The organism is Photobacterium sp. BZF1 (genome assembly GCF_014349205.1).
In the GTDB taxonomy this organism is placed as follows: domain Bacteria; phylum Pseudomonadota; class Gammaproteobacteria; order Enterobacterales; family Vibrionaceae; genus Photobacterium.
Window position 1 is genome coordinate 15,798 of the sequence record NZ_JACSOF010000037.1, and the last position, 19,864, is coordinate 35,661.

The 19,864-nt window shown below is 47.8% G+C and carries 21 protein-coding genes; 13 read left to right on the top strand and 8 right to left on the bottom strand.

The window, feature by feature from the left end:
• Positions 1-47 precede the first annotated feature (47 nt).
• A complete protein-coding gene (locus BIZ37_RS10330) occupies positions 48-782 on the top strand; it encodes a glucose 1-dehydrogenase (protein WP_187461428.1) in 735 nt (244 codons plus the stop codon).
• Between the two features lie 27 nt (positions 783-809).
• Here the strand turns inward: BIZ37_RS10330 and BIZ37_RS10335 are convergent, their stop codons facing one another.
• Positions 810-1,433, bottom strand: coding sequence for a LysE family translocator (locus BIZ37_RS10335; RefSeq protein ID WP_187461429.1), 624 nt, complete (start codon positions 1,431-1,433; stop codon positions 810-812).
• 396 nt (positions 1,434-1,829) lie between these two features.
• Here BIZ37_RS10335 and udp point away from each other — a divergent pair, with 396 nt between their 5' ends.
• Together udp and ygjK are read left to right on the top strand one after the other, a co-directional pair.
• The gene (gene udp / locus BIZ37_RS10340; RefSeq protein WP_107300108.1) at positions 1,830-2,597 is read left to right on the top strand and encodes a uridine phosphorylase; all 768 of its coding nucleotides are present in this window, start codon (positions 1,830-1,832) and stop codon (positions 2,595-2,597) included.
• Positions 2,598-3,252: 655 nt separating this feature from the next.
• Entirely contained in the window at positions 3,253-5,829 is a 2,577-nt protein-coding gene (ygjK, locus tag BIZ37_RS10345) for an alpha-glucosidase (RefSeq protein WP_187461430.1), read from the top strand.
• An 84-nt stretch (positions 5,830-5,913) separates the two neighbouring features.
• Here the strand turns inward: ygjK and BIZ37_RS10350 are convergent, their stop codons facing one another.
• From BIZ37_RS10350 to BIZ37_RS10360, 3 genes are all read right to left on the bottom strand, one after another.
• Positions 5,914-6,225 carry a hypothetical protein gene (locus tag BIZ37_RS10350; RefSeq protein ID WP_187461431.1) on the bottom strand — a complete coding sequence of 104 codons (312 nt, stop codon included), beginning with the start codon at positions 6,223-6,225 and terminating at the stop codon, positions 5,914-5,916.
• Positions 6,226-6,242: 17 nt separating this feature from the next.
• Positions 6,243-6,515 (bottom strand): hypothetical protein, encoded by a 273-nt coding sequence (locus BIZ37_RS10355; RefSeq protein WP_187461432.1) that lies wholly within the window; start codon positions 6,513-6,515, stop codon positions 6,243-6,245.
• Positions 6,516-6,662: 147 nt separating this feature from the next.
• Positions 6,663-6,977, bottom strand: a complete 315-nt coding sequence (locus BIZ37_RS10360) for a hypothetical protein (RefSeq protein ID WP_107300105.1) — start codon at positions 6,975-6,977, stop codon at positions 6,663-6,665.
• Positions 6,978-7,135: 158 nt separating this feature from the next.
• Here BIZ37_RS10360 and BIZ37_RS10365 point away from each other — a divergent pair, with 158 nt between their 5' ends.
• The 8 genes from BIZ37_RS10365 to BIZ37_RS10400 all read left to right on the top strand — a co-directional run bounded on the left by BIZ37_RS10365 (position 7,136) and on the right by BIZ37_RS10400 (position 15,038).
• Positions 7,136-7,825, top strand: a complete 690-nt coding sequence (locus tag BIZ37_RS10365; RefSeq protein WP_187461433.1) for a TetR/AcrR family transcriptional regulator — start codon at positions 7,136-7,138, stop codon at positions 7,823-7,825.
• A 2-nt stretch (positions 7,826-7,827) separates the two neighbouring features.
• The gene (locus BIZ37_RS10370; protein ID WP_187461434.1) at positions 7,828-8,577 is read left to right on the top strand and encodes an outer membrane lipoprotein-sorting protein; all 750 of its coding nucleotides are present in this window, start codon (positions 7,828-7,830) and stop codon (positions 8,575-8,577) included.
• Between the two features lie 30 nt (positions 8,578-8,607).
• Entirely contained in the window at positions 8,608-9,837 is a 1,230-nt protein-coding gene (locus BIZ37_RS10375) for an ABC transporter permease (protein WP_187461435.1), read from the top strand.
• A gap of 1 nt (position 9,838) precedes the next feature.
• A complete protein-coding gene (locus tag BIZ37_RS10380) occupies positions 9,839-11,062 on the top strand; it encodes an FtsX-like permease family protein (RefSeq protein WP_187461455.1) in 1,224 nt (407 codons plus the stop codon).
• A gap of 13 nt (positions 11,063-11,075) precedes the next feature.
• Entirely contained in the window at positions 11,076-11,759 is a 684-nt protein-coding gene (locus tag BIZ37_RS10385) for an ABC transporter ATP-binding protein (protein ID WP_187461436.1), read from the top strand.
• Between the two features lie 5 nt (positions 11,760-11,764).
• Complete coding sequence (locus BIZ37_RS10390) at positions 11,765-12,985, top strand: hypothetical protein (RefSeq protein ID WP_255526731.1); 1,221 nt, start codon at positions 11,765-11,767, stop codon at positions 12,983-12,985.
• A gap of 111 nt (positions 12,986-13,096) precedes the next feature.
• The gene (locus BIZ37_RS10395) at positions 13,097-13,516 is read left to right on the top strand and encodes a VOC family protein (RefSeq protein ID WP_187461457.1); all 420 of its coding nucleotides are present in this window, start codon (positions 13,097-13,099) and stop codon (positions 13,514-13,516) included.
• 127 nt (positions 13,517-13,643) lie between these two features.
• A complete protein-coding gene (locus BIZ37_RS10400) occupies positions 13,644-15,038 on the top strand; it encodes an MATE family efflux transporter (RefSeq protein WP_187461437.1) in 1,395 nt (464 codons plus the stop codon).
• On the opposite strand, the gene cyaB is transcribed toward BIZ37_RS10400, so the two are convergent.
• Positions 14,944-15,513, bottom strand: coding sequence for a class IV adenylate cyclase (gene cyaB, locus BIZ37_RS10405; protein WP_187461438.1), 570 nt, complete (start codon positions 15,511-15,513; stop codon positions 14,944-14,946). The two genes, BIZ37_RS10400 and cyaB, sit on opposite strands and share 95 nt — an antisense overlap.
• Positions 15,514-15,534: 21 nt before the next feature.
• Positions 15,535-16,098, bottom strand: coding sequence for a sugar O-acetyltransferase (locus BIZ37_RS10410; protein ID WP_187461439.1), 564 nt, complete (start codon positions 16,096-16,098; stop codon positions 15,535-15,537).
• A 130-nt stretch (positions 16,099-16,228) separates the two neighbouring features.
• On the opposite strand from BIZ37_RS10410, the gene BIZ37_RS10415 reads away from it, so the two are divergent.
• Positions 16,229-17,167 (top strand): LysR substrate-binding domain-containing protein, encoded by a 939-nt coding sequence (locus BIZ37_RS10415; RefSeq protein ID WP_187461440.1) that lies wholly within the window; start codon positions 16,229-16,231, stop codon positions 17,165-17,167.
• A 54-nt stretch (positions 17,168-17,221) separates the two neighbouring features.
• Here BIZ37_RS10415 and BIZ37_RS10420 read toward each other — a convergent pair whose 3' ends face one another.
• Together BIZ37_RS10420 and BIZ37_RS10425 are read right to left on the bottom strand one after the other, a co-directional pair.
• Positions 17,222-17,527 carry an isoamylase early set domain-containing protein gene (locus BIZ37_RS10420; protein ID WP_107300096.1) on the bottom strand — a complete coding sequence of 102 codons (306 nt, stop codon included), beginning with the start codon at positions 17,525-17,527 and terminating at the stop codon, positions 17,222-17,224.
• Between the two features lie 154 nt (positions 17,528-17,681).
• Positions 17,682-18,455, bottom strand: a complete 774-nt coding sequence (locus tag BIZ37_RS10425; protein WP_187461441.1) for a helix-turn-helix transcriptional regulator — start codon at positions 18,453-18,455, stop codon at positions 17,682-17,684.
• Between the two features lie 142 nt (positions 18,456-18,597).
• Between BIZ37_RS10425 and BIZ37_RS10430 the strand changes: the two genes are divergently transcribed.
• Entirely contained in the window at positions 18,598-19,860 is a 1,263-nt protein-coding gene (locus BIZ37_RS10430; RefSeq protein ID WP_187461442.1) for an MFS transporter, read from the top strand.
• Positions 19,861-19,864 lie beyond the last annotated feature (4 nt).

The following is a 19,864-nucleotide window of genomic DNA, read 5'->3' on the forward strand; positions in this document are numbered from 1 at the left end:
TTACCAGCCGGAAAAATAAAATAACAAGTTAGTAAAAGGGAAGCCTGATGGAAAATAAAGTCGCGATTGTTACAGGCTCTAGCCGGGGAATTGGTGCGGCAACAGCAATCAAGTTAGCCACAGAGGGATACTCGGTTTGCGTGAATTATGTGGCAAATCAAAAAAGGGCTGATGAAATAGTAAACATTATTTCGCAAAGGGGAGGGAAAGCCTTTGCCTTTAGGGCGGATGTCAGTGATGAGCAAGAGGTCATTGCCTTGTTTGAGGCAACAGAAAGGCAGTTTGGTAGGGCGAACTACCTTGTAAACAACGCTGCAATATTACTTCCCCAGTCAAAACTGGTGGATATGGATGTGGAGCGTTTCAACAAAATGATGGTGGCCAATGTTACCAGTTGCTTTTTATGCTGCCGGGAAGCAATAAAAAGGTTCACCGATGGCGGAGCAATCGTCAATGTTTCATCTGCTGCTGCCAGAACCGGTGCACCATTTGAATATATTGATTATGCGGCCAGCAAAGGTGCGATGGACGCAATGACAAAAGGGTTGTCACTTGAAGTGGCGGGCCAGGGTATTCGGGTCAATGGCGTTAGGCCGGGTTTTATCCATACCGAGATGCATGCTGATGGGGGAGAGCCGGGTCGGGTTGAGCGTTTGGCACCGAATATTCCTTTGCAACGAGGCGGGACACCAGAAGAGGTCGCCAATGCTATTGCATGGCTGTTGTCTGATGAGGCGTCTTATGTGACTGGCTCATTTATAGATTTGGCAGGTGGGCGATAGTCGCCCACCTCGGATCTTCTCAACTTTTTACCCTGCCGCTAACCATACCCCAACCCCCATCATCAAGGAGCCGGCAATACGGTTTAGCATCTGGACATTGCCGCGCTGTTGCAGGAAACGGCGCAATGTACGGCCACCACTTGCATAAAGCAGCAGGCAGCTAAACTCGGTGATAAGGATAATGGTGATCAGCACTGATAGTTGCGGTACTAGAGCATTATCGGTATTGATGAAAGGAGGCAAGAGCGAAATCATAAATGCCCAGCCTTTCGGGTTGGCAATGGCAGTTACAAACCCTTGCATCGCCAGCCCTATTGGGGAAGTATCAACCTCTTCATCGAGATTATCCGGAATGGCCAACTTGCCACGGGAGCGCCACATCTGAATACCAAGCCAGAACAAGTAGCCACCACCAACATACTTTAGGAACAAGAAGATAGCTGGGTAGTTCAGCATAATCGCGGCTACACCAATCACTGAAGCGATGGACACCAGCGCCACACCAATCAATTCCCCCCACATCATCGGCAGGCTTCTGCGAACCCCAATCGTCATTCCGAGAGTCATTGATAGCGTCATGCACATGCCGGGCGTAACAGAGACAAAAAAGAAAGTGGGAATAAATACAGCCAAAATGGCGAAGTCGATCATTAATTAACGTCCTTGCAGTTAACTATACTGACTTGGCAGTGCAGGATTTTTGAAAAAATAAGCGGCTATTATCGTTTAACTCAATAAGAAAAAATAGTGTGATAAACCGCACGCGCAAACGATTTTTGGTGATCGGTATCACGAATTTATGTAACGTGAAAATCATTGGATTTTGTTTACTGTGACTGTGATCACTCAAATGCTGATTTTAATCAGCTATCGTAATTAAGTGTTTTACGAGCACAGTTATGCAGAAACTGTTTATACCCAAATGATTACCAGAGAGTTACTTTAACGCTGGCGTCTTCCTGTTGAAGCCATTTGGGTATAAACAAAATGAATCAGCCGCTGGCCTCTATTTCCCTATCAGGCGGCAACAATAGAAAGGATATGATTATGTCTGACAACGCAGTATTCCATTTGGGTGTGAACAAAGCAGATCTTAACGGTGCGGAGCTTGCCATTATTCCTGGTGACCCAGCACGTGTTGAAAAAATCGCTAACCTAATGGATAACCCTGAGTTCCTAGCAAGCTCCCGTGAATACACGGTGTACCGTGCGAAATTGGACGGTAAGTCTGTTGTTGTTTGTTCTACTGGCATCGGTGGCCCATCTACTTCAATTGCCGTTGAAGAGTTGGCTCAGTTGGGTGTACGCACTTTCCTTCGCGTAGGTACAACGGGTGCTATCCAGCCGCACATCAATGTTGGTGACATGATCGTTTCTACCGGTTCCGTACGCCTAGACGGTGCGAGCCTGCACTTTGCGCCAATGGAATTCCCAGCCGTTGCTGACTTTGATGTTGCTACAGCAATGAAAGCAGCCTGTGATGCTGATGGTGCGAAAGTGCACACTGGTGTTACGGCTTCAAGCGATACCTTCTACCCAGGTCAAGAGCGCTACGACACATTCTCTGGCCGCGTAGTTCGTCGTTTCCAGGGCTCGATGAAAGAGTGGCAGGAAATGGGCGTTCTGAACTTCGAAATGGAGTCAGCGACACTGCTAACTATGTGTGCAAGCTCTGGTCTACGAGCTGGCTGTGTGGCGGGTGTTATCATCAACCGTACTCAGAAAGAGATCCCAGACCATGCGACCTTGAAAGAAACAGAAGCGCGTTCAATCAAAGTTGTGGTCGACGCCGCACGTCGTATGCTTGCTGAGTAATTAGCTAAAAGCAGTAAATCAATTTATAGAAGCTAGCTCAAATGAGCTGGCTTTTTTTTGTCCGTTTTTACTTTATTACTAGGTAGCATTTGCTATGCGAAGGGTGTTTTACAGAGCCCAAATAGTATTTTGTGCAGAGAGTAGTATTTGCATAAAAGTACGGGCTGTTTTTTGCTCCATGCGAGGTGGTACCGACAGGAATTTACTGTTACATAAGAGAGCTGGACGTTACGTTGGGGATTGAAAAGCGGCTTCGACTAATGTGGTCAAACCAGATACTGTGATATCGAGTCCATCAATATCGTGGTTCGGTAAATTTCCCCATTTATTCAGGTAACAAAAAAACTTACTTGCCAACAGTGATCTGCTTTCAAAATACTACCCGGTAGTAAAAATGACCCTGTGATTTTAATTCCACAAAAAATCATCATATTGAATTTAATTTCAATGGTTTATTCATATTATTCACTTTCAATTCGTTAATTGTTTTACTGAAATATTTTACTGTGACTGCGATCTATTTTAGTTAAATTTTTACTTATTATTATTCCCCCCGCTAAGAAACGAGCTTGTTAATTGAAATAAATAAACACCACCTGCCAGCAAAATAAGACTCAATCAGAGCATGGCATCAGGTGGCATTGGGGATAATTGAATGACTTTTCGTAAAACGTGTTTAGCCGTGTTGATTGGTTCCGTTGTCGCATTGGCAGGATGTAACAGCAGCAGTAGTTCTTCAGAGAAAGAAGCGGGTTTGCCGAACAATGAGTTTATCAATGTGATTGATAGAACGGGGTCGCCAGAGTACCTGCGTGATTATGATCAGTACAGCAACCTGAAATACAACGCTTTTGTCGATAAAGGCGCTTGGCATGGTCATTTGCTGCCGGCTGATGAGCAAGGCTATGGCTCATTTGGCGGTATCATGCAGGTCACGCAGGAGTATGCCCACTTCATGTCTGGCCAGACTTTCGACAAGCTCCATATTACCGACAGTATCAGTGGCGAAGTGTTTGACCTTTCATCGGCAGATGCTGAGATATACAGCACACCGGGGGCATTGGTACAAATTCTCAAGACGGACAGGTTAGAAGTGCAAATGGTATTGCGCTTTGTCACTGATCGCACCTCACTGGTTGAGACCAAGTTAACCAACCTGACTAACCAAGACATGGATTTGCAGTTACTCTGGGATGGGGAACTACTGCAAAAAGCGCTTTCGACAGAAGGTAACGAAAACCTGACGGTTGATCAGGCATACCCAGATTACAATCGCCAAATCCATACCACAGAGAACGGTATCGCTATCACCTTCGGAGACATGAAAGGTAACTGGGCAATCCGTAACGATGATGACAGCGAGTTCCGCATTGCCCGCTCTGTCAGCACCCAGACTCACGTGATGCCAAATGAAATTTCGTTTGCCTCGGTTGCCGAGCAACCGCTCGCGGCGAAGGGGAGTGTAAGCATTTACACTACTTACTCTCACTTGCACAACAATGCGGAAGTTGCCAAAGAAAAGAATAAGGTAACGGATATTTTTAACAGTCCTCAATCATACATGCTAGCAACTGATGAGCGTTGGGCAGGCTATCTGACATCAGGAATGGTCAATGACCAAGCCACTAAAGAGCAGGCAAGGGTCGGCGTGAAAGCCATCATGACTCTTAATGGTAACTGGCGCTCTGCAGCGGGTGATGTTCACCAAGCAACGGTTACCCCATCAGTGACCGCACGCTGGTTCTCTGGCAACCTGACTTGGCCTTGGGATACCTGGAAGCAAGCTTATGCGATGGCACATTTCAATCCAGATGTGGCTATGGACAACATCCGAACCGTTTTCGAATATCAGGTGAAGGAAGATGATCCTATTCGTCCTCAGGATAAGGGTTACTTGCTGGATGTGGTGACTTACACCTTGCCGGAAAACCGGGGGGGTGCTGGTTCCGAGAACTGGAATGAGCGTAACACCAAACCTTCTTTGGCGGCATGGTCGGTGATGGAAGTGTATAACGCACTGAAAAACGAGTTCGACCGTCCGGCAGATGCTCAGGCATGGATAGATGAGATGTATCCGAAGCTGGTGGCGTATCACGACTGGTGGCTGACCAACCGCGACCACAATGGCAATGGTGTACCAGAATACGGTGCTGCGGTGGATCCGTCGCATAACACCGATGATGGCCACATGTATGTGTGGGTGACGACCAAAGAAGACCTTGTCGCCAAATTTGGCCAAGAGAACATCCTTGAGCAAGATGGGGATGATTACAAAGTCAAAGGAATGGATAACTACAACTCCATTCTTGATGAAGTGGTTTACCAAGAGCTTCACGTTGGTGCTCAAGAAGCGGCTGGCTGGGAATCGGGTATGGATAACGCCGCCCGCTTTGGCTTTATTTCGGCGGAGCAGCTAAAAGACTATGCCGACGCTAACCATGGCGGTGATATCGAAGCGGCGAAGAAAGACTGGGAAGTACGTTTTGCTGAAAACCGCGGTAGCAATGATGAACTGTTAGGTTTCTCTATGTTGCAGGAGTCAGTCGACCAAGCATCGTACATGTACTCTGATAACAAGTACTTGGCAGAAATGGCAACACTGGTATCTGACAATGTACCGGGTAAACAGCGGGGGCAGGAGTTCCTAGATGGTGCGGTAGCAATCAAAGACTACATCAATACCTGTATGTTCGATGCGAATACGGAGTTCTTCTACGACATTCACATGGATGTTGACCAAGATGGCAAGCCAACACCTGTGATGAAAAACGGTATTGCCTGTGCTGGTGAGCCGATTGTTGAGCGTGGGCGCGGCCCTGAAGGATGGGGACCATTATTCAATGGCGCCGCAACACAAGAACTGGCTGATAAAGTGGTTCAAACCATGATGAACCCAGATGAGTTCAATACGTCAGAAAAATACTTAGGTGAGGGTATATCGCTACCAACAGCATCACAAACCAACCCGGCTTATCATGCTGATATTTACTGGCGTGGCCGTGTGTGGCTAGACCAATTCTACTTTGGTGTCCGTGCTATGGAACAATATGGCTACGGTACAGAAGCAGTTCATATGGCCAATGAGTTGTTTGCCAATGCCGAAGGGATGACGGAAGACGGAGCGATTCGAGAAAACTACAACCCTGAAACCGGAGCGGTACAAGGGGCGTCGAACTTCTCTTGGAGTGCAGCCCATATGTATATGCTATACCGTGAGTTTTTCAAAAATTAATCATTTTGACTAAAGGCCATTAATTGAAAGCCAGCTCACCGAGCTGGCTTTTTCATTGAAGCAATTAGATATTCAACTAGCTGATTAATCGAAACTGTTGGTATGAAGGCTTCGCCGGGTATACTCATTTCTCTCTTCAGTCAGTATTGAGTAGGTGAGAGTGCTTGAGGTACGGGTATACAAAGGAATATAGACTTCACCATGCTCATTGGTTTTGTACACTTTTCCTCGGTTGGCCGGGTTGCTCACACTGACTCTGGCATTGGCGGCCGGTTTGCCATTTTCGGTTACTTTTACCCAACTCCCTGCTTGGGTGTCAACAATTCGGATATCAGCAAAAGCGAGTGAACTTGCAGATAACATAAGTGCTGCGATACTTGCCTGTTTGAATGTCATGTAAACCTCTCTACAACTTACCCTGACATTGTTGGGGTTTCACCTTCTTCGCTTATTACACTTTCAATCAAAAGAAGGTGATGCTTGGCTTCGATGGAGTAGCGAATCGCGTCGGTAGACAACTGCTTTAGATCAGTATAGATAAGGTAATTCACTCCAGAAAATAAACCGGCGACCAGAACAATCATCATGATCATCCTACGCCACATTCTTTTCTCCATATCGGCAAGGTGTCTTTCAAGCAAGCGGGTAACGTCGTAGTTGGTCAGGTTGGGGCGGATAGGTTTCATGTTAGATAGTGTTTTAAAAGCTAAGCAAAATAGGCCGAGTACCTAGTGTAAATCAGCCAAGGTCAATGAAACCGGTTGAAATGCAAAGCTATGTAAAGAGGGGGAAATGAAGGAGCCAGCTATGTGTGGTAACTGGCTCCCTTGGTGTTAGTTGTCTGAGCTTTTTGTATGTAAGGCGGTTTCAGAATACTCGTTACCATTTTCAGTTAACACCGAATACTCAAGTACCTGAGAATGCCTGGTGTAGAGCGGTATAAAGACTTCACCCCGTTCATTAGTCGTGAACACTCGGCCTCGGTTCGACTTGTTGTTAACACTCACCCGTGCGTTAGCAGCCGGTTGGCCTTGCTCGGTGACGCGAACCCAACTACCTGCTTGTGAATCAATGACGCGTATATCGGCCAGTGTCATAGAGCTGGCTGACATCATTAACGCTGCAATACCGATCTGTTTGAAAGTCATGGGAACCTCACTTGAGTCCTATCTCGATTGTCATTGTCTACTACGAAAGGGGTAGTGCTTTTGTTCACAGGTGAGCTAGAACCTTTTGATTGAAAAATATACCAAACAGGAATATGATTTTTACATACCGACCGTCGGTCGGTCTCTGAGGGCAGGGTATGTCAAGAGTTGTAAAATCGCCGCAGGAGCGACGAACTGAGTTCATTGCTGCAGCCTATGAACTGTTTTTCTCCAAAGGGTATGCCAATACCTCGGTCAATGACCTCATCCAGTATGTAGGGGTATCCAAAGGAGCGTTTTACCACCATTTTGACTCTAAGCAAGCGGTGCTGGAAGCGTGGAGTGATGACATGCTGGTGCAATACCGCCAGTTAATCGGGGGCTTGGTCGATGATCCCAACCTCAATGCTTTGACCAAGTGGGAAACCCTGCTGCGTCGAACTAACCAATGGGAAGTTGGCCAGAAGGAAATCATGCTGGGTTTCTTTAAGATCATCAACATGGATGAAAACCTACAGCTGAAACACAACTTCATGCAAAAAGTCAGTGCTTTGCTTGCAAGCTATTACGAAGTCATTTTGCATCAGGGCAATCAAGAAAAGGTCTTTGATGCGCCTTCTACCACAGTGACGGCTAGGCTGATGGTCAGCGTACTGAACGGCTTTTCGGAAGAACTCACCCGAAAAATGCTAAACACCGACAAGATGTCAGGTTTGCTGGATGAAGTTGTTGTAGAGGTAAAAGCGACTCAACTCGTGCTTGAGCGCATGGTTGGGGCGACGCCTGGCAGTCTGCCTTTGATTGACGACCAATTGCTGCAGGCCTGGTTTACTGACGAAGGAGAATAGGGATGCGATCACTTAAGGTTTTATTGGTTATCCTCGCCTATCTACCCACTTGGGTATTGGCAGAGTCGGCTACATCAATCGTCAGAAAGTCTGATCAGCAGATGCGGGGTGACTCCAGTTATACCGAGTCAACCATGCGTATTGTGCGCCCTGACTGGACCCGCACTATGAGTATGAAAAGCTGGACCAAAGGGCAAGATTTGTCGTTGGTGTTGGTGACCGCGCCGGCCAAAGACAAAGGCAGTGCCTCGCTCAAACGTTACCGGGAAATGTGGAACTGGCTACCGAGTATTGAACGGGTGGTAAAAATAGCCCCTTCTATGTTGGGTCAGTCTTGGATGGGCTCGGATTTTACCAATGATGATTTGATTAACCAGTCATCGATTGTGGTGGATTACACTCATAAGATGGTGGGGACCGAAGTGTTTGATAATGATGCAAGCTGGGTTATCGATGCCACCGCCAAACCCAATGCGCCAGTTGTCTGGAGCAAGGTCCGGCTTTGGATTTCTAAGCAGACCTACTTGCAACGCAAGGTTGAGTTCTACGATGAGTTTGACGATCTGATCAACACCATGAACACCTATGATGTGAAATACATGGGTGGCCGTCAGGTTGCCTCGCGGATGGAAATGCTGCCAGCCGATAAGCCGGGCAATAAAACTGAAATTATTACCCATCAGGCTCAATTCAACTTCCCGATAAAAGAAAGTTTCTTCTCCCAAAGTCAGATGAAGTCTCTGCGTGATTAGCGATAAGGGACAAGAAATCAAGGAAGAACCATGTTACTGAAATTAGCTTGGCGAAATATCTGGCGGCAGAAGCGGCGGACCATCCTTACCGCTGCGGCCTTGGCGCTGACGTTGGCCTTATCACTGTTCATGCGCAGCTTGCAGGAGGGGACGTACGCCAACAATATCGAAAATGCCGCCCGTTTTTATACTGGGCTTATTCAGTTACAACATCCGGAATTTGCTGAAAGTAACAGTATCGATGACCTGTTGCCGATGGATAAGGCCTTTATTGGGCCTGTATCATCGAACCCGGCAGTCGATCGAATTCTCCCTCGTATCGAGTCGTTTGCCTTGGCGGCATCTGGGGACAAGTCCAAAGGTGTGATGGTGCTTGGGGTCGATACGCAAGCAGAAGATAGTTATTCCAACATTTCAAATCGTTTGGCGAAGGGGGAGTTCTTGTCGCCTGACGATGAGCAAGTTCTCATTGGCGAAGGGGTTGCCCGTTATTTTGGTTTAGACGTTGGCGATGAGCTGATCCTCTATGGCCAGGGCTACCGAGGACAAACCGCAGCAGGGCTTTATCGGGTAAAAGGTATCTTGGATTTCCCTGTTGCCCAGCTAGACAACCAGTTGGTCTATATGCCAATCGCCCTCGCTCAAACCCTCTACAGCACCGGGGAGCAGGTAACCGCATGGGTATTGGATATCAAGCCGCTTGGCCAATTAGACACGACGGAAACCCAGCTTAGACAAACGTATGGCGATGAGGTCAATGTCTGGGATTGGCAGGATCTCGCACCGGAAATGGCCCAGCAAATTTTGATGGATAAGGCTGGTGGCATTTTCATCATGTACCTGCTGTATGGCGTTGTTGGCTTTGGCTTGTTTGCTACCTTGCTGATGATGACGTTGGAGCGCCAGCGTGAATTTGGCGTGATGCTAGCAACTGGCATGCTCAAGCGAAAAATCATCACTTTGATTGGGTTGGAATCCTTGATGATTGGTTTGCTTGGGATCGTGATAGGGATGGTGATCACTCTGCCTGTCTTGGTGTGGTTCTATATCAATCCAATAGCGTTGACGGGTGAGACTGCTGAATTAGTGCTTGAAATGGGGTGGGATCCTATCCTGCCCATGGCGCTCGACCCAATGCTTATGCTTGATCAAATTATCATCGTCATGGTGCTGTTAGTGGTTTGCCTTGTCTATCCGATGTGGCGGGTTCGTCGGCTGGAAGTGGTCAAGGCACTGAAGGGAGGCGGCTATGCGAAGTGATATGTTATTCAAATTGGCTTGGCGTAACCTCTGGCGCAATAAACTACGTACCGGCATCATGCTAGGCGCTATGGTATTTGGCTTAATAGGGGTCGTTGCCATGATGGGGTTCCTGTCAGGCATGTACGGCAGCATGATCCACAATGCTATTGCCTGGCAGACCAGCCATATTCAAGTCCAGAACACGCTTTACCTTGATGATCCTGATATCAAGCACACCATTGTAGATTTACCCGACGTTGAGAAAGCCGTTGCGGCGATACCTGGCTTGAAAGGCTGGTCTGCACGGTTCATTGCTGATGGCATGGTGGCATCAGCACGCAGTAACCGCGGCGTCCGTATCAACGGTATCGATACACAAGCAGAATCAACAGTGACCCCTTTGGCTGATAACATTACCCAAGGGGAGTGGCTAAGCGAAGAGGGCCGCAATCCAGTACTGGTTTCTGAGAAAACGGCGTCCCGCCTTAAATTACGTATCGGCTCCAAGGTGGTCCTGACTTTCACCGATGCTTCTGGCGATGTCAGCGGAGCCGCTTTCAGGATCAGAGGGATCTTCAAAACGCCATCAACCAGCTTTGATGACAGCAATGTCTTTGTCCGCCGGGCTGATCTTACTGCTCTGGCTGGCATTGAAGGTGCCCATGAAGTGGCTGTGCTGCTCGATAGTGATGATGCCGCCATGTTGCAAGCAAAGCGATTGAGGGACGATGAAGCCATACCCGTGGGTAACCGTATCCGCGACTGGCAGCAGGTGCAGCCTTTATTAGCCTCGCTAATCAATCAGCAGGGGCTGAGTAATGCCATTATGCTCGGTATTTTTGTGGTGGCAATGGGCTTTGGTATTGTCAATATCATGTTGATGTCGGTCTTCGAGCGCACTCGTGAATTTGGTGTATTGATGGCGGTGGGGATGCAAAAGCATCGTGTCTTTATTCTGATCATGCTCGAAACCGCATGGCTTGGAATCACCGGTGCAGGCCTTGGTTTACTCGCGAGCCTGATCGTCATCGGTGTGTTGCAATATACCGGGATACCGCTCGGGGCCATGGCCGAGGGTTTAGGGGCGTTTGGCGTCGATACTTTGCTATATCCCCAAGTGACCTTTACTGAATACCAAATGATTTTCTTCACGGTTGTTGCTGCGAGCCTGTTGGCGGCGCTTTATCCAGCACGGCAAATTCTCAAACAACGGCCTGTTGATGCCATGGCTGACAAGCACTGACAGAGATAAAATAATGACTATATCAATCAATAAATTGTGCAAAATTTATAATCCTGACAGTGATTTTCCGGTTCATGCGGTAAGAGCTCTCGATCTTACTGTCGAGCAGGGGGAGTTTGTCGCGATCATGGGGCCTTCTGGTTCAGGGAAGACAACCTTGCTCAACATGATTGGTGGCATCGACAGCCCGAGCTCCGGAAGTGTTCATATTGATGACTGCGATATTTGCCAGTTAGATGAAAAGGCGCTAATTGCCTTCCGCCGGGATCATATCGGTTTTATTTTCCAAGATTACAGTTTGTTACCTGTGCTGACTGCACTGGAAAATGTCGAATTCGTGATGCAACTGCAAGGGCATGATGAAGCCACGTGTCGTCGGCGGGCAGGAGAGTTACTTACCCAAGTAGGGCTTGAGGACCAGCAGCACAAGCGTCCGGCTAAATTGTCCGGCGGCCAGCAGCAGCGGGTTGCGGTAGCTAGGGCACTCGCTCCCCGTCCACGATTTGTGATGGCCGATGAGCCCACAGCCAACCTAGATGCCCAAAGTACCTCAGAGCTGCTGGATATTATGCAACAGCTTAACGAGAAGGAAGGGACTACCTTTATCTTTTCCACCCATGACCCAAGGGTGATCAAGCGGGCCAAACGGGTGATCGTATTTGAGGATGGGCAACTCAAAGAGGACCGCCGCCAGTGAACTGGATGCCAAAGCCAAAGGAAGCCTTAACCGTTGGGCGTAAAACTAGGGTAGGCCAAATAGTCTCTTTAGCCGCTTTTCTGGCAGTAATTACTCCGGTGGCCAATGCGCAGATCCCAGGGCTAGAGCCTGAAAAAAACTGGGATCTCAACGGCTATGTGAAGTACATGGCGACTGGGACATTGCCAGACGAAGGTTCGAACGGCCTTGACCACCTCATTCATCAGCGTTTCAACTTCGAATATCGTTTTAATGAACAGCTACGTTTCAATGCCGGGATGCGTAACCGTTTGTTGTTTGGTGATACGGCAGAAATCCCCGGCTATGGCGAACTGGTAGCGATAGATACCGGTTACATGGATTTATCGAAAAACTGGCTGGATAAAAAAGGTGTCGTGGGTAACAGCCAATTCGATCGCCTTTATGTCAACTGGCAGCGTGATGACTGGCAGGTTAGAGGTGGCCGTTTTCGTATAAACTGGGCCATGGCGACGTTATGGAACCCAAACGATATCTTCAATTCTTATTCTATCTATGATTTTGATTATGAAGAGCGAGCGGGTAGCGATGCGGTTATGGTCAGCCGCAAGCTGGGTTTTGCCAGTTCGGTTGATGTCGTGGTTAACCCCAACTCCGACAGTGATTTGAACAGCTACGCAGGCCGCTACTTATTCAACCATAAAGGATGGGATTATCAGGTATTGGCTGGGAAGTCCTTGCTGGATAACGTTATTGGCGCTGGCTTTGCTGGAGATGTCCAAGGTGCGGGTTTGAGGGGGGAGTTTACTTGGTTTGAACCAAGCAAAGATCAATGGCAAGGTGAAGAGCTTGGACACACTGCTGTCGCCACCCTCGAAACGGATTACAGCTTTGGCGGCCAGCGAAACTGGATGGTACGGGGGGCGGTGTTATACATTTCAAACCCGCAAGACCCACAAAATGCCATTGCCTTTTTGAACCTGCCGTTGACAGCCAGAACCTTGAGCTTTACCCGTTGGACGGCCTATGCCGATGCCAGTCTGGATGTGACACCACTGAGCCGGCTGACGTTGTCAGCATCCTACTATGATGACGGTTCGTATTTTGTCGGGGCCAGCAACAGCTACTCGCTGGCAGATGACTGGCAACTACTTGGTGTTATCCAACGTTTTGATGGCAGCGGCAATAGCTTGTTTGGTGAAACGGCCAGCACCTTGCTGTTTGCCCAGATTCGCTGGAATTTTTAACTTCGTCCACACTGAGTAATAGTGAGGGTGAAAAGTGAAAAACCAACAAGAAGCGAAAACTACTCACTATGCGTGTTTGTTGGTATCGATGACAGGGTAACGGGAGCGGGGATGATAAAACTCGAAGGGATTGACCATCTAGTGCTAAGAACCACCAAACTGCCTGATATGCTCAATTTTTATTGCCAAGTACTCGGTGCGAAATTGGAGCGAGAACTACCCAAGGAAATGGGGCTAGTACAATTGCGTGCCGGTAATGCGTTGATCGATCTTGTTACGGTTGACAGCCAGCTCGGCCAGTTAGGCGGTAAACCGCCCAGCCAAGATGGCCGTAATGTCGATCACTTTTGCTTGCAGATCGTGCCTGTTGAGGAACATGTACTCCTTGAGTATTTATCCCAACATAATATTGCCTGCGAGGGCTTTGCCGAACGCTATGGCGCCGAAGGGTTTGGCCGTTCGCTCTATATCCAAGACCCTGAAGGGAATGTGGTAGAACTCAAGCCATCAAGGCAACCGCCTACAAGTTAACACGCCATTATTCATACTCTTTAACAATCATTTTGCTTGGTCGGCATAGCTGTGGGTATTTTTGCCCTCGACATTGTTGCGTGTTTTAGCAACAATCGCGCAGCCTTTATTCTGCTGCCGATTGACCATGAACCCACTAGCTGATGATTTAAACCAAGCCCCTGTCAGAGAGACATTCTACCGCTACCTGATCCCAGCCGTTGCTGGCATGCTGATCAAATGTGCGTTCATTTTCATCGATACCCTATTCATTGGCCGTTTGGTCGGTGCCGATGCATTGGGTGCGGTCTCTTTGGTGATCCCTTACTTCTCGGTATTTACCGCTATCGCCATGATGCTTGGTATCGGTGGTGCCACTTGGATGTCGATTGAGTTCGGAAAAAGCAATACCGGCAAAGGGCAGGCTATTTTTTCACAAACCTTAGCCTTTTCTTTGTTGGTCTTTTCGGCTTTGGTCGTGGTCAGTTGGCTTACGCTGGATCCCGTCCTTGAGTTAATGGGCGCAGAAGGGGCGATTTTCACCCTGAGCCGCGAATACTTAGTATACCTGCTCCCTTTTTTGCTTAGTTACAGCCTTAACTGGGTTCTGTCGAGCTTCATTCGAAACGATAACCACCCTAAATTAGCGATGGTAGCCATGGTTGTGGGTGCCTTGGTCAACATCGTATTGGATGTCATATTCATCTGGTGGCTTGACATGGGTGTTGGTGGGGCAGCACTGGCGACCGGTATTGCCCAGTGGGTGATGTCGGCAATATTGCTTTCCCATTTCTACAGCGGCAAGGGGCGTCTATTGCTGCGTATTACAAGGTTTGGTCGCCGCACTATCCAGCGAGTTGGTGAAATGGGTGCGCCGAGTTTCTTTATTGAGGCGGCCCTGACTATTACCATTGTGGTTTTCAATTTTGTGTTGCTTAACCACTACGGCGAAGATTATCTCATTGCTTACAGTTTGACGGTTAACCTCGGTGTTTTTGCCCTATTTCTTTTGCTCGGGGTTGCCCAGGCCTGCCAGCCGATAATCAGCTACAACTTTGGTGCCGGACATTATCTAAGGGTAAGGCAGAGCTTTTCCCTAGGGTTGAAGTATGGCATTTGTACCGGACTTGCTGCAGCTATGCTGGTAGCAATGTTTGCAACTGAAATCGTGCAATGGTTTATCAACGATAACCAACCTCTAATCGCATTATCTAGCGAGGCAGTGAGATGGTATTTTATTTCGGCACCGTTAATGGCGGCAAATATTATTACCGCGACGTACTTTCAGGCCTTGGCGAAACCCAAGCAATCTTCGGCTCTCTCCTTGCTACGTGGATTGGTGTTTGTGCTGCTTGGCTTGTTCTTGTTACCTGAGTTATTTGGAGACAAGGCGGTCTGGGCCGCCTTTGTCTTTGCCGAGGGAATGACGGTTGGTTTTAGCCTCTACTTTATCCAGCGTTTTCCGTTGGAAAGCAACGGGCTTGATGCAGAGAGCGATATGAGCGATGCTCGAGATCCTCGGCCGTCAGACCAAACTGGCTAGCCAACTGTTCAAGTTCGGTTTTATATCTAGCAAGAAGTGATTCATCATCGGTCATGATGGCAAACTCAGCGAAGTGCCCGATGCCTTCGAGGAAGTCCAAGGTAATGTGGTATTGGCCAACAAAGTAAATACTGCGTATTTTCTTCATCACCAAATACGGCTCATAGCCCATGGTTGCCAACATGCTTTTGGCGGCTTTTGCATCGGTGATATTGGTCGCTTCGCAGCGGTCAGCCTCTGGGCCTTTGACTATCCATAATTTAATGCCCGAAGGCTCCATCTCTCGGATAGAAACGCTCTTGTTTTGCGTGGCAAGAGTGCGCTCAGGAGTATCGAAGTACCAATCCGTTTCCGTATTGTCGAGCAGCATGACTTCGTGGGGAACCGTCCCTATTACCTGAAGGAAAGCCGCTTTTGACGCTACGCGGTACTTCAACTCGACTTCATATTTCCCTTTGAAATGCTCATCACTCATTTCGTTTTTCCTACAGGTTTATCAATTCTGATCATTTTCGTGGATGCGACGGATCAGTTTGGCAGGTGTGCCACCGTAGAGGCTATCGGGCGGGACGTCTGCGTTGACCACAGAGTTTGCTGCAATAACGGAACGGGCACCGATAGTCACGCCTTGGTTGATCACGACGTTGCCACCGATCCATACATCATCTTCAACAGTGATAGGTTGGCAGGTGGTCGCCCATTTGCGCCGTTCAAGGTAGTTCAGAGAGTGGCTGGCACAGTAAAACTGGGTATTCGGGCCGATCAGTACATTGTTGCCAATGGTAATTTTGGCGCCGTCCAGCATAGTGACATTCATATTGAGAAATGTCTTTTCGCCGATAAAGATGGTTTTGCCGAATTCGCAATGGAAAGGGGAGCGGATGATACTTGAGGTTGGCATTTCCCCCATCAGTTGGCCAAGCAGCTCACTCCGCTGGGTATCATCAATGGTCTGGTTTAGGGTCATCAATAAGTGTGCGGCGTTGTTACGAATCTCATTAATCCCTTCATCACCACCGTCAAAGTCTTCGCCAGCAAGCATTTTTTCGAATTCGGTCATTGTCTTTCCAATTTGTTTCAAACTGGGCCGGTTGAACTGCCCACAGTAGATTCTAGCAAGCACTATAGCGGCACCATGATATGATTAGAAGTGACATATTTTCATTAAACAGTTGAATCAAAGGAATATCATGATCGATTTATCCCGCCTGCTAAAGAATGATATGAATCTGTTGGTTTGCCTGTATGTGTTACTGCAAGAGCGAAGTGTCAGCCGGGCAGCGGATAAGTTATACCTGTCCCAGTCCGCAGTGAGTAAGCAGCTGACAAAGCTACGCCAAGTATTTGATGACCCTCTGTTTGAGCGGGAATCGAAAGGCTTGTTGCCGACGCCAAAAGCCTTGTCTCTCGAAGCGAAGTTGCAACAGATTTTGCTGCAGGTTGACCAGCTCAGCGATCCCGACCGTTTCGAGCCGGAAAGCAGCACCCGTTCATTCAATATTGACCTGATTGAAACTGCTTATTCGACCATATATCCGCGCTTTTTGCCTGAAGCGTTAGCCGAAGCACCGAATATCACTATTAACAGCCGCGACTGGAACGAAAACAGTATCCAGCGGCTGCAAAGGAGAGAGGTGGACTTTGGCATTGGCATTTTCGAGTGGGATAGCCGGGCGAAAACCCATGTTGAGACGATCCCAGAATCGCTCAGTTATGTCGAACTGATGCGAGATGCTTCCTCTTGCGTGATGCGCAAAGGGCATCCTGCATTGGATGAGGAATGGAGCCTTGAGACTTTTTTGAAATACCGCCATATCCAAGTGGTCACCGGCGGGGTAAATACCTGGTTGCTGCATGAAGTACTGGCGGACAAGCGCCTTAAGCTAGACAATGCGGTGAATATGTCCGACATTGCCAGTGCCGTAAGGATGTGTGAAAAGAGCGACTTGCTCACCACATACCCCTATGAATGCGTCCGTGAGTTTGTCGATAAAGCGGAAATCGTGGTAAAGCGCTTACCGCTCGACCTCGAGCCCGGCGGTCAGTTCTTGCTGTGGAACAAACAGTTCGACAGTGATCCCAGCCATAAATGGCTCAGGGAGCTGATTATCAACCAGTTTTCTGATTAATAAAAAAGGGCTAAACACTGTTTAGCCCTTTTTTATTGAAAGTACGGGGAAATATCAAAGGCTGCTGTGGGTCGAAAGCAGGCCGTTGTCACTACCGAACCCGTTTTGGATGTAGTCATCGGCGCTTGGGTCGTTTTCCCACTCCGAGCCATTGATCAGGTAGCGGAATTGATACTGCTCATCTTTGGGTAAGCGAAGCTTGAGGCTAAAGACTTTCTTTTTATTCAGCTTCATTGGGGTTGCCTGCCACTGGGTAAAATCACCCGATACGGCTACAGTTTCCGCTTTCCCCTCGGCTTGTGGCCACTCAAAGGTGATTTCTACTTCATCTTTGGTTTTAAAAAAGCGCTTCTTAATCATCATCTCTCCTTGAATTAAAGCTAATGGTTGAAGATAAGCAATTTAAATGCCAATAATCAATGGCTTATGTTTGCTGGGCTAGCGCTGAGATGAAGTGACTTTTTGCTTTTTACTGCCCCGTTTTGGGGCGTTATTGCACCAATTCGGTGCCCACTCATAGTCCATGAGCTTCCAAGTTTGGTATCGAGGGAAGCTCATCATGAAAAGCCCCTTTTGCGGCCATGAAGCCAAAAGTATAGGGGGTCACTTTCAGGCCTTCTCGTGCACGGTGATCTTGGCTCTCGCGCAATAGGTTAAATAGCCAATCATCCAGCTTTTGAACCACTTCGTTAAATTCCTCATGGGTCAATTCGGCTTTCAATGTAATGAGGAAAGCATCTTCATCGTCGGCCGGAATATTGATTACCCTCTCTTGAAGCCGGGTTAGCACTTGGCGGGTAAAAAATGCAGGAAACTTCGACCCTTTTTCGAATGAGGTATGGGTCGGGACACAGAGTTTGACTTCATTGGCTAACCCAAGTGAGATTAACCCCACTTTTTCCAACTGCCGCAAATAGCGGTGCACAGATGCGTTATCGAGTTGATACATTTCTGAAATTTCATCAACACTTTGATGTTCGGTCAGTTTGGTCCAGAACGTAAATAGGGCTGGGTTGTCCCAAAATGCCTGATCTTGCTCAACAGTGAATACGGGAATTTTAAACAGGTTCTTCTCGGCTTCTGCAAGTAGTTTGGAAAGAGGTACGTCGATGAACTGGCAGATAGCAATGAGCCTTTGCATAGAAAGGGGTTGCTGGTTGTTCAGCAAGCGCTTGATACTCACATCTGAAATACCTAATTGGGCCGAAAGTGCTTTGTAGTTAATGCTGTTATTTTTGAGCTCTCTTTTCAGTATCCGGCATACCTCGAAGGACAGTTGTTCTTCCATGCTGTTTATTCTTCCTTTTCTGTGTCATGGGTTACATAAGGTGAACCATTAAGGGTCATTATACGATGCTTTTCTGTTTTTTGTTGCTCAAAAAGGTCGATATGAGACCCTTTGAAAATATCACAAGACAGGGAGGCTCTAGATGACAAGGAAAGCATTGGTATGGCGTTATGCCGTTCACCAACTCATACACTGGACGATTGTCGGTATAACAATCCCGGTGTTGATACTTTTGTTTCAGGCCCGAGGGCTTAACCTGCAGGATATTGGTTTGGTGATGGCCGTCTGGGTGGGGAGTACAGCGTTACTTGAAGTGCCTCTCGGTGGCGTGGCTGATAGATATGGCCGTAAAGCCACGTACCTTGGTTCATTAATCGTCAATATACTTGGCAGTTTTGCTCTGTTGTATGTTACCGAGCTGGTGGGTATGTTGATCTCAGCCTTTTTGCTTGGGGCGTCTCGGGCCATTTACTCAGGTACACTTGATGCCTGGTTCTATGATGCCTTTCAACAATGTCGCCAGCATACGCAGACATTCCATACTGCACAGTCTTACGTGAATAGTGCTGTCACCATTGGGTTAGCCTTGGGTTCGGTGCTTGGAGGTTGGCTACCAGACTATGTCGTGAGCAATGGTACGCAGTGGGCCAGCGTTTATGATTTAAATATTGCGGTCGTCATTGTGGCAAACACCTTAATGATTGCAATCACACTAAAGCTAATTCGGGAGAAGAGAGAGAAAAATAAAGTTGCTGTTAAAGCTACTCACCTAAGTGTTTCAGCCCAGGTATTAAGCGAGGCGTTCACGCATGCTGTTATTAAGAGGTTGATGCAAGCCACCATCGTATACGGTGCGGTACTAAGTGCTGTTGAGACATTTTGGCAGCCTTATTTGATGGCGATAATGGAAACATCTGCCAAAGGGGCAGAAGCAAGTGGCATCACGTTATTTGGCATTCTGGCAGGGCTGTACTTTCTGATGTCCGCTCTATCATCGTTGTTAGCTATTCATCTGTTGGCCTTTTGCAATGGTTCACATAAAGCGTTGATGTGCATAACTCGTATTTTGGCGGGTGTTATGTTGATAGCGATGGCGAACAGCAGCGATATTTGGGCTTTTGCTTGCTTTTACCTAGTCTTTTTCTTCTGGTTTACTTTGGGCAATAGTTCGCAAAGTGTGTTGCTTAACGAACATACCGAGGCGCAGCATCGCTCGACCATGCTATCAGTGAGCTCTTTGGTAGTGACTTGTGGGGCGGTGGTTGCCTCATTGCTGTTTGGCCTTATATCCGAGCATTATGGTATTTCAATAAGCTGGCTGATTTGCGGTGTAGCGCTGATAGCCTCTTCTGCGTGGTTTGTATTGATTCCGGAGAGTCGCAGCGCAGTTTCCAGCAGTATATAAATAC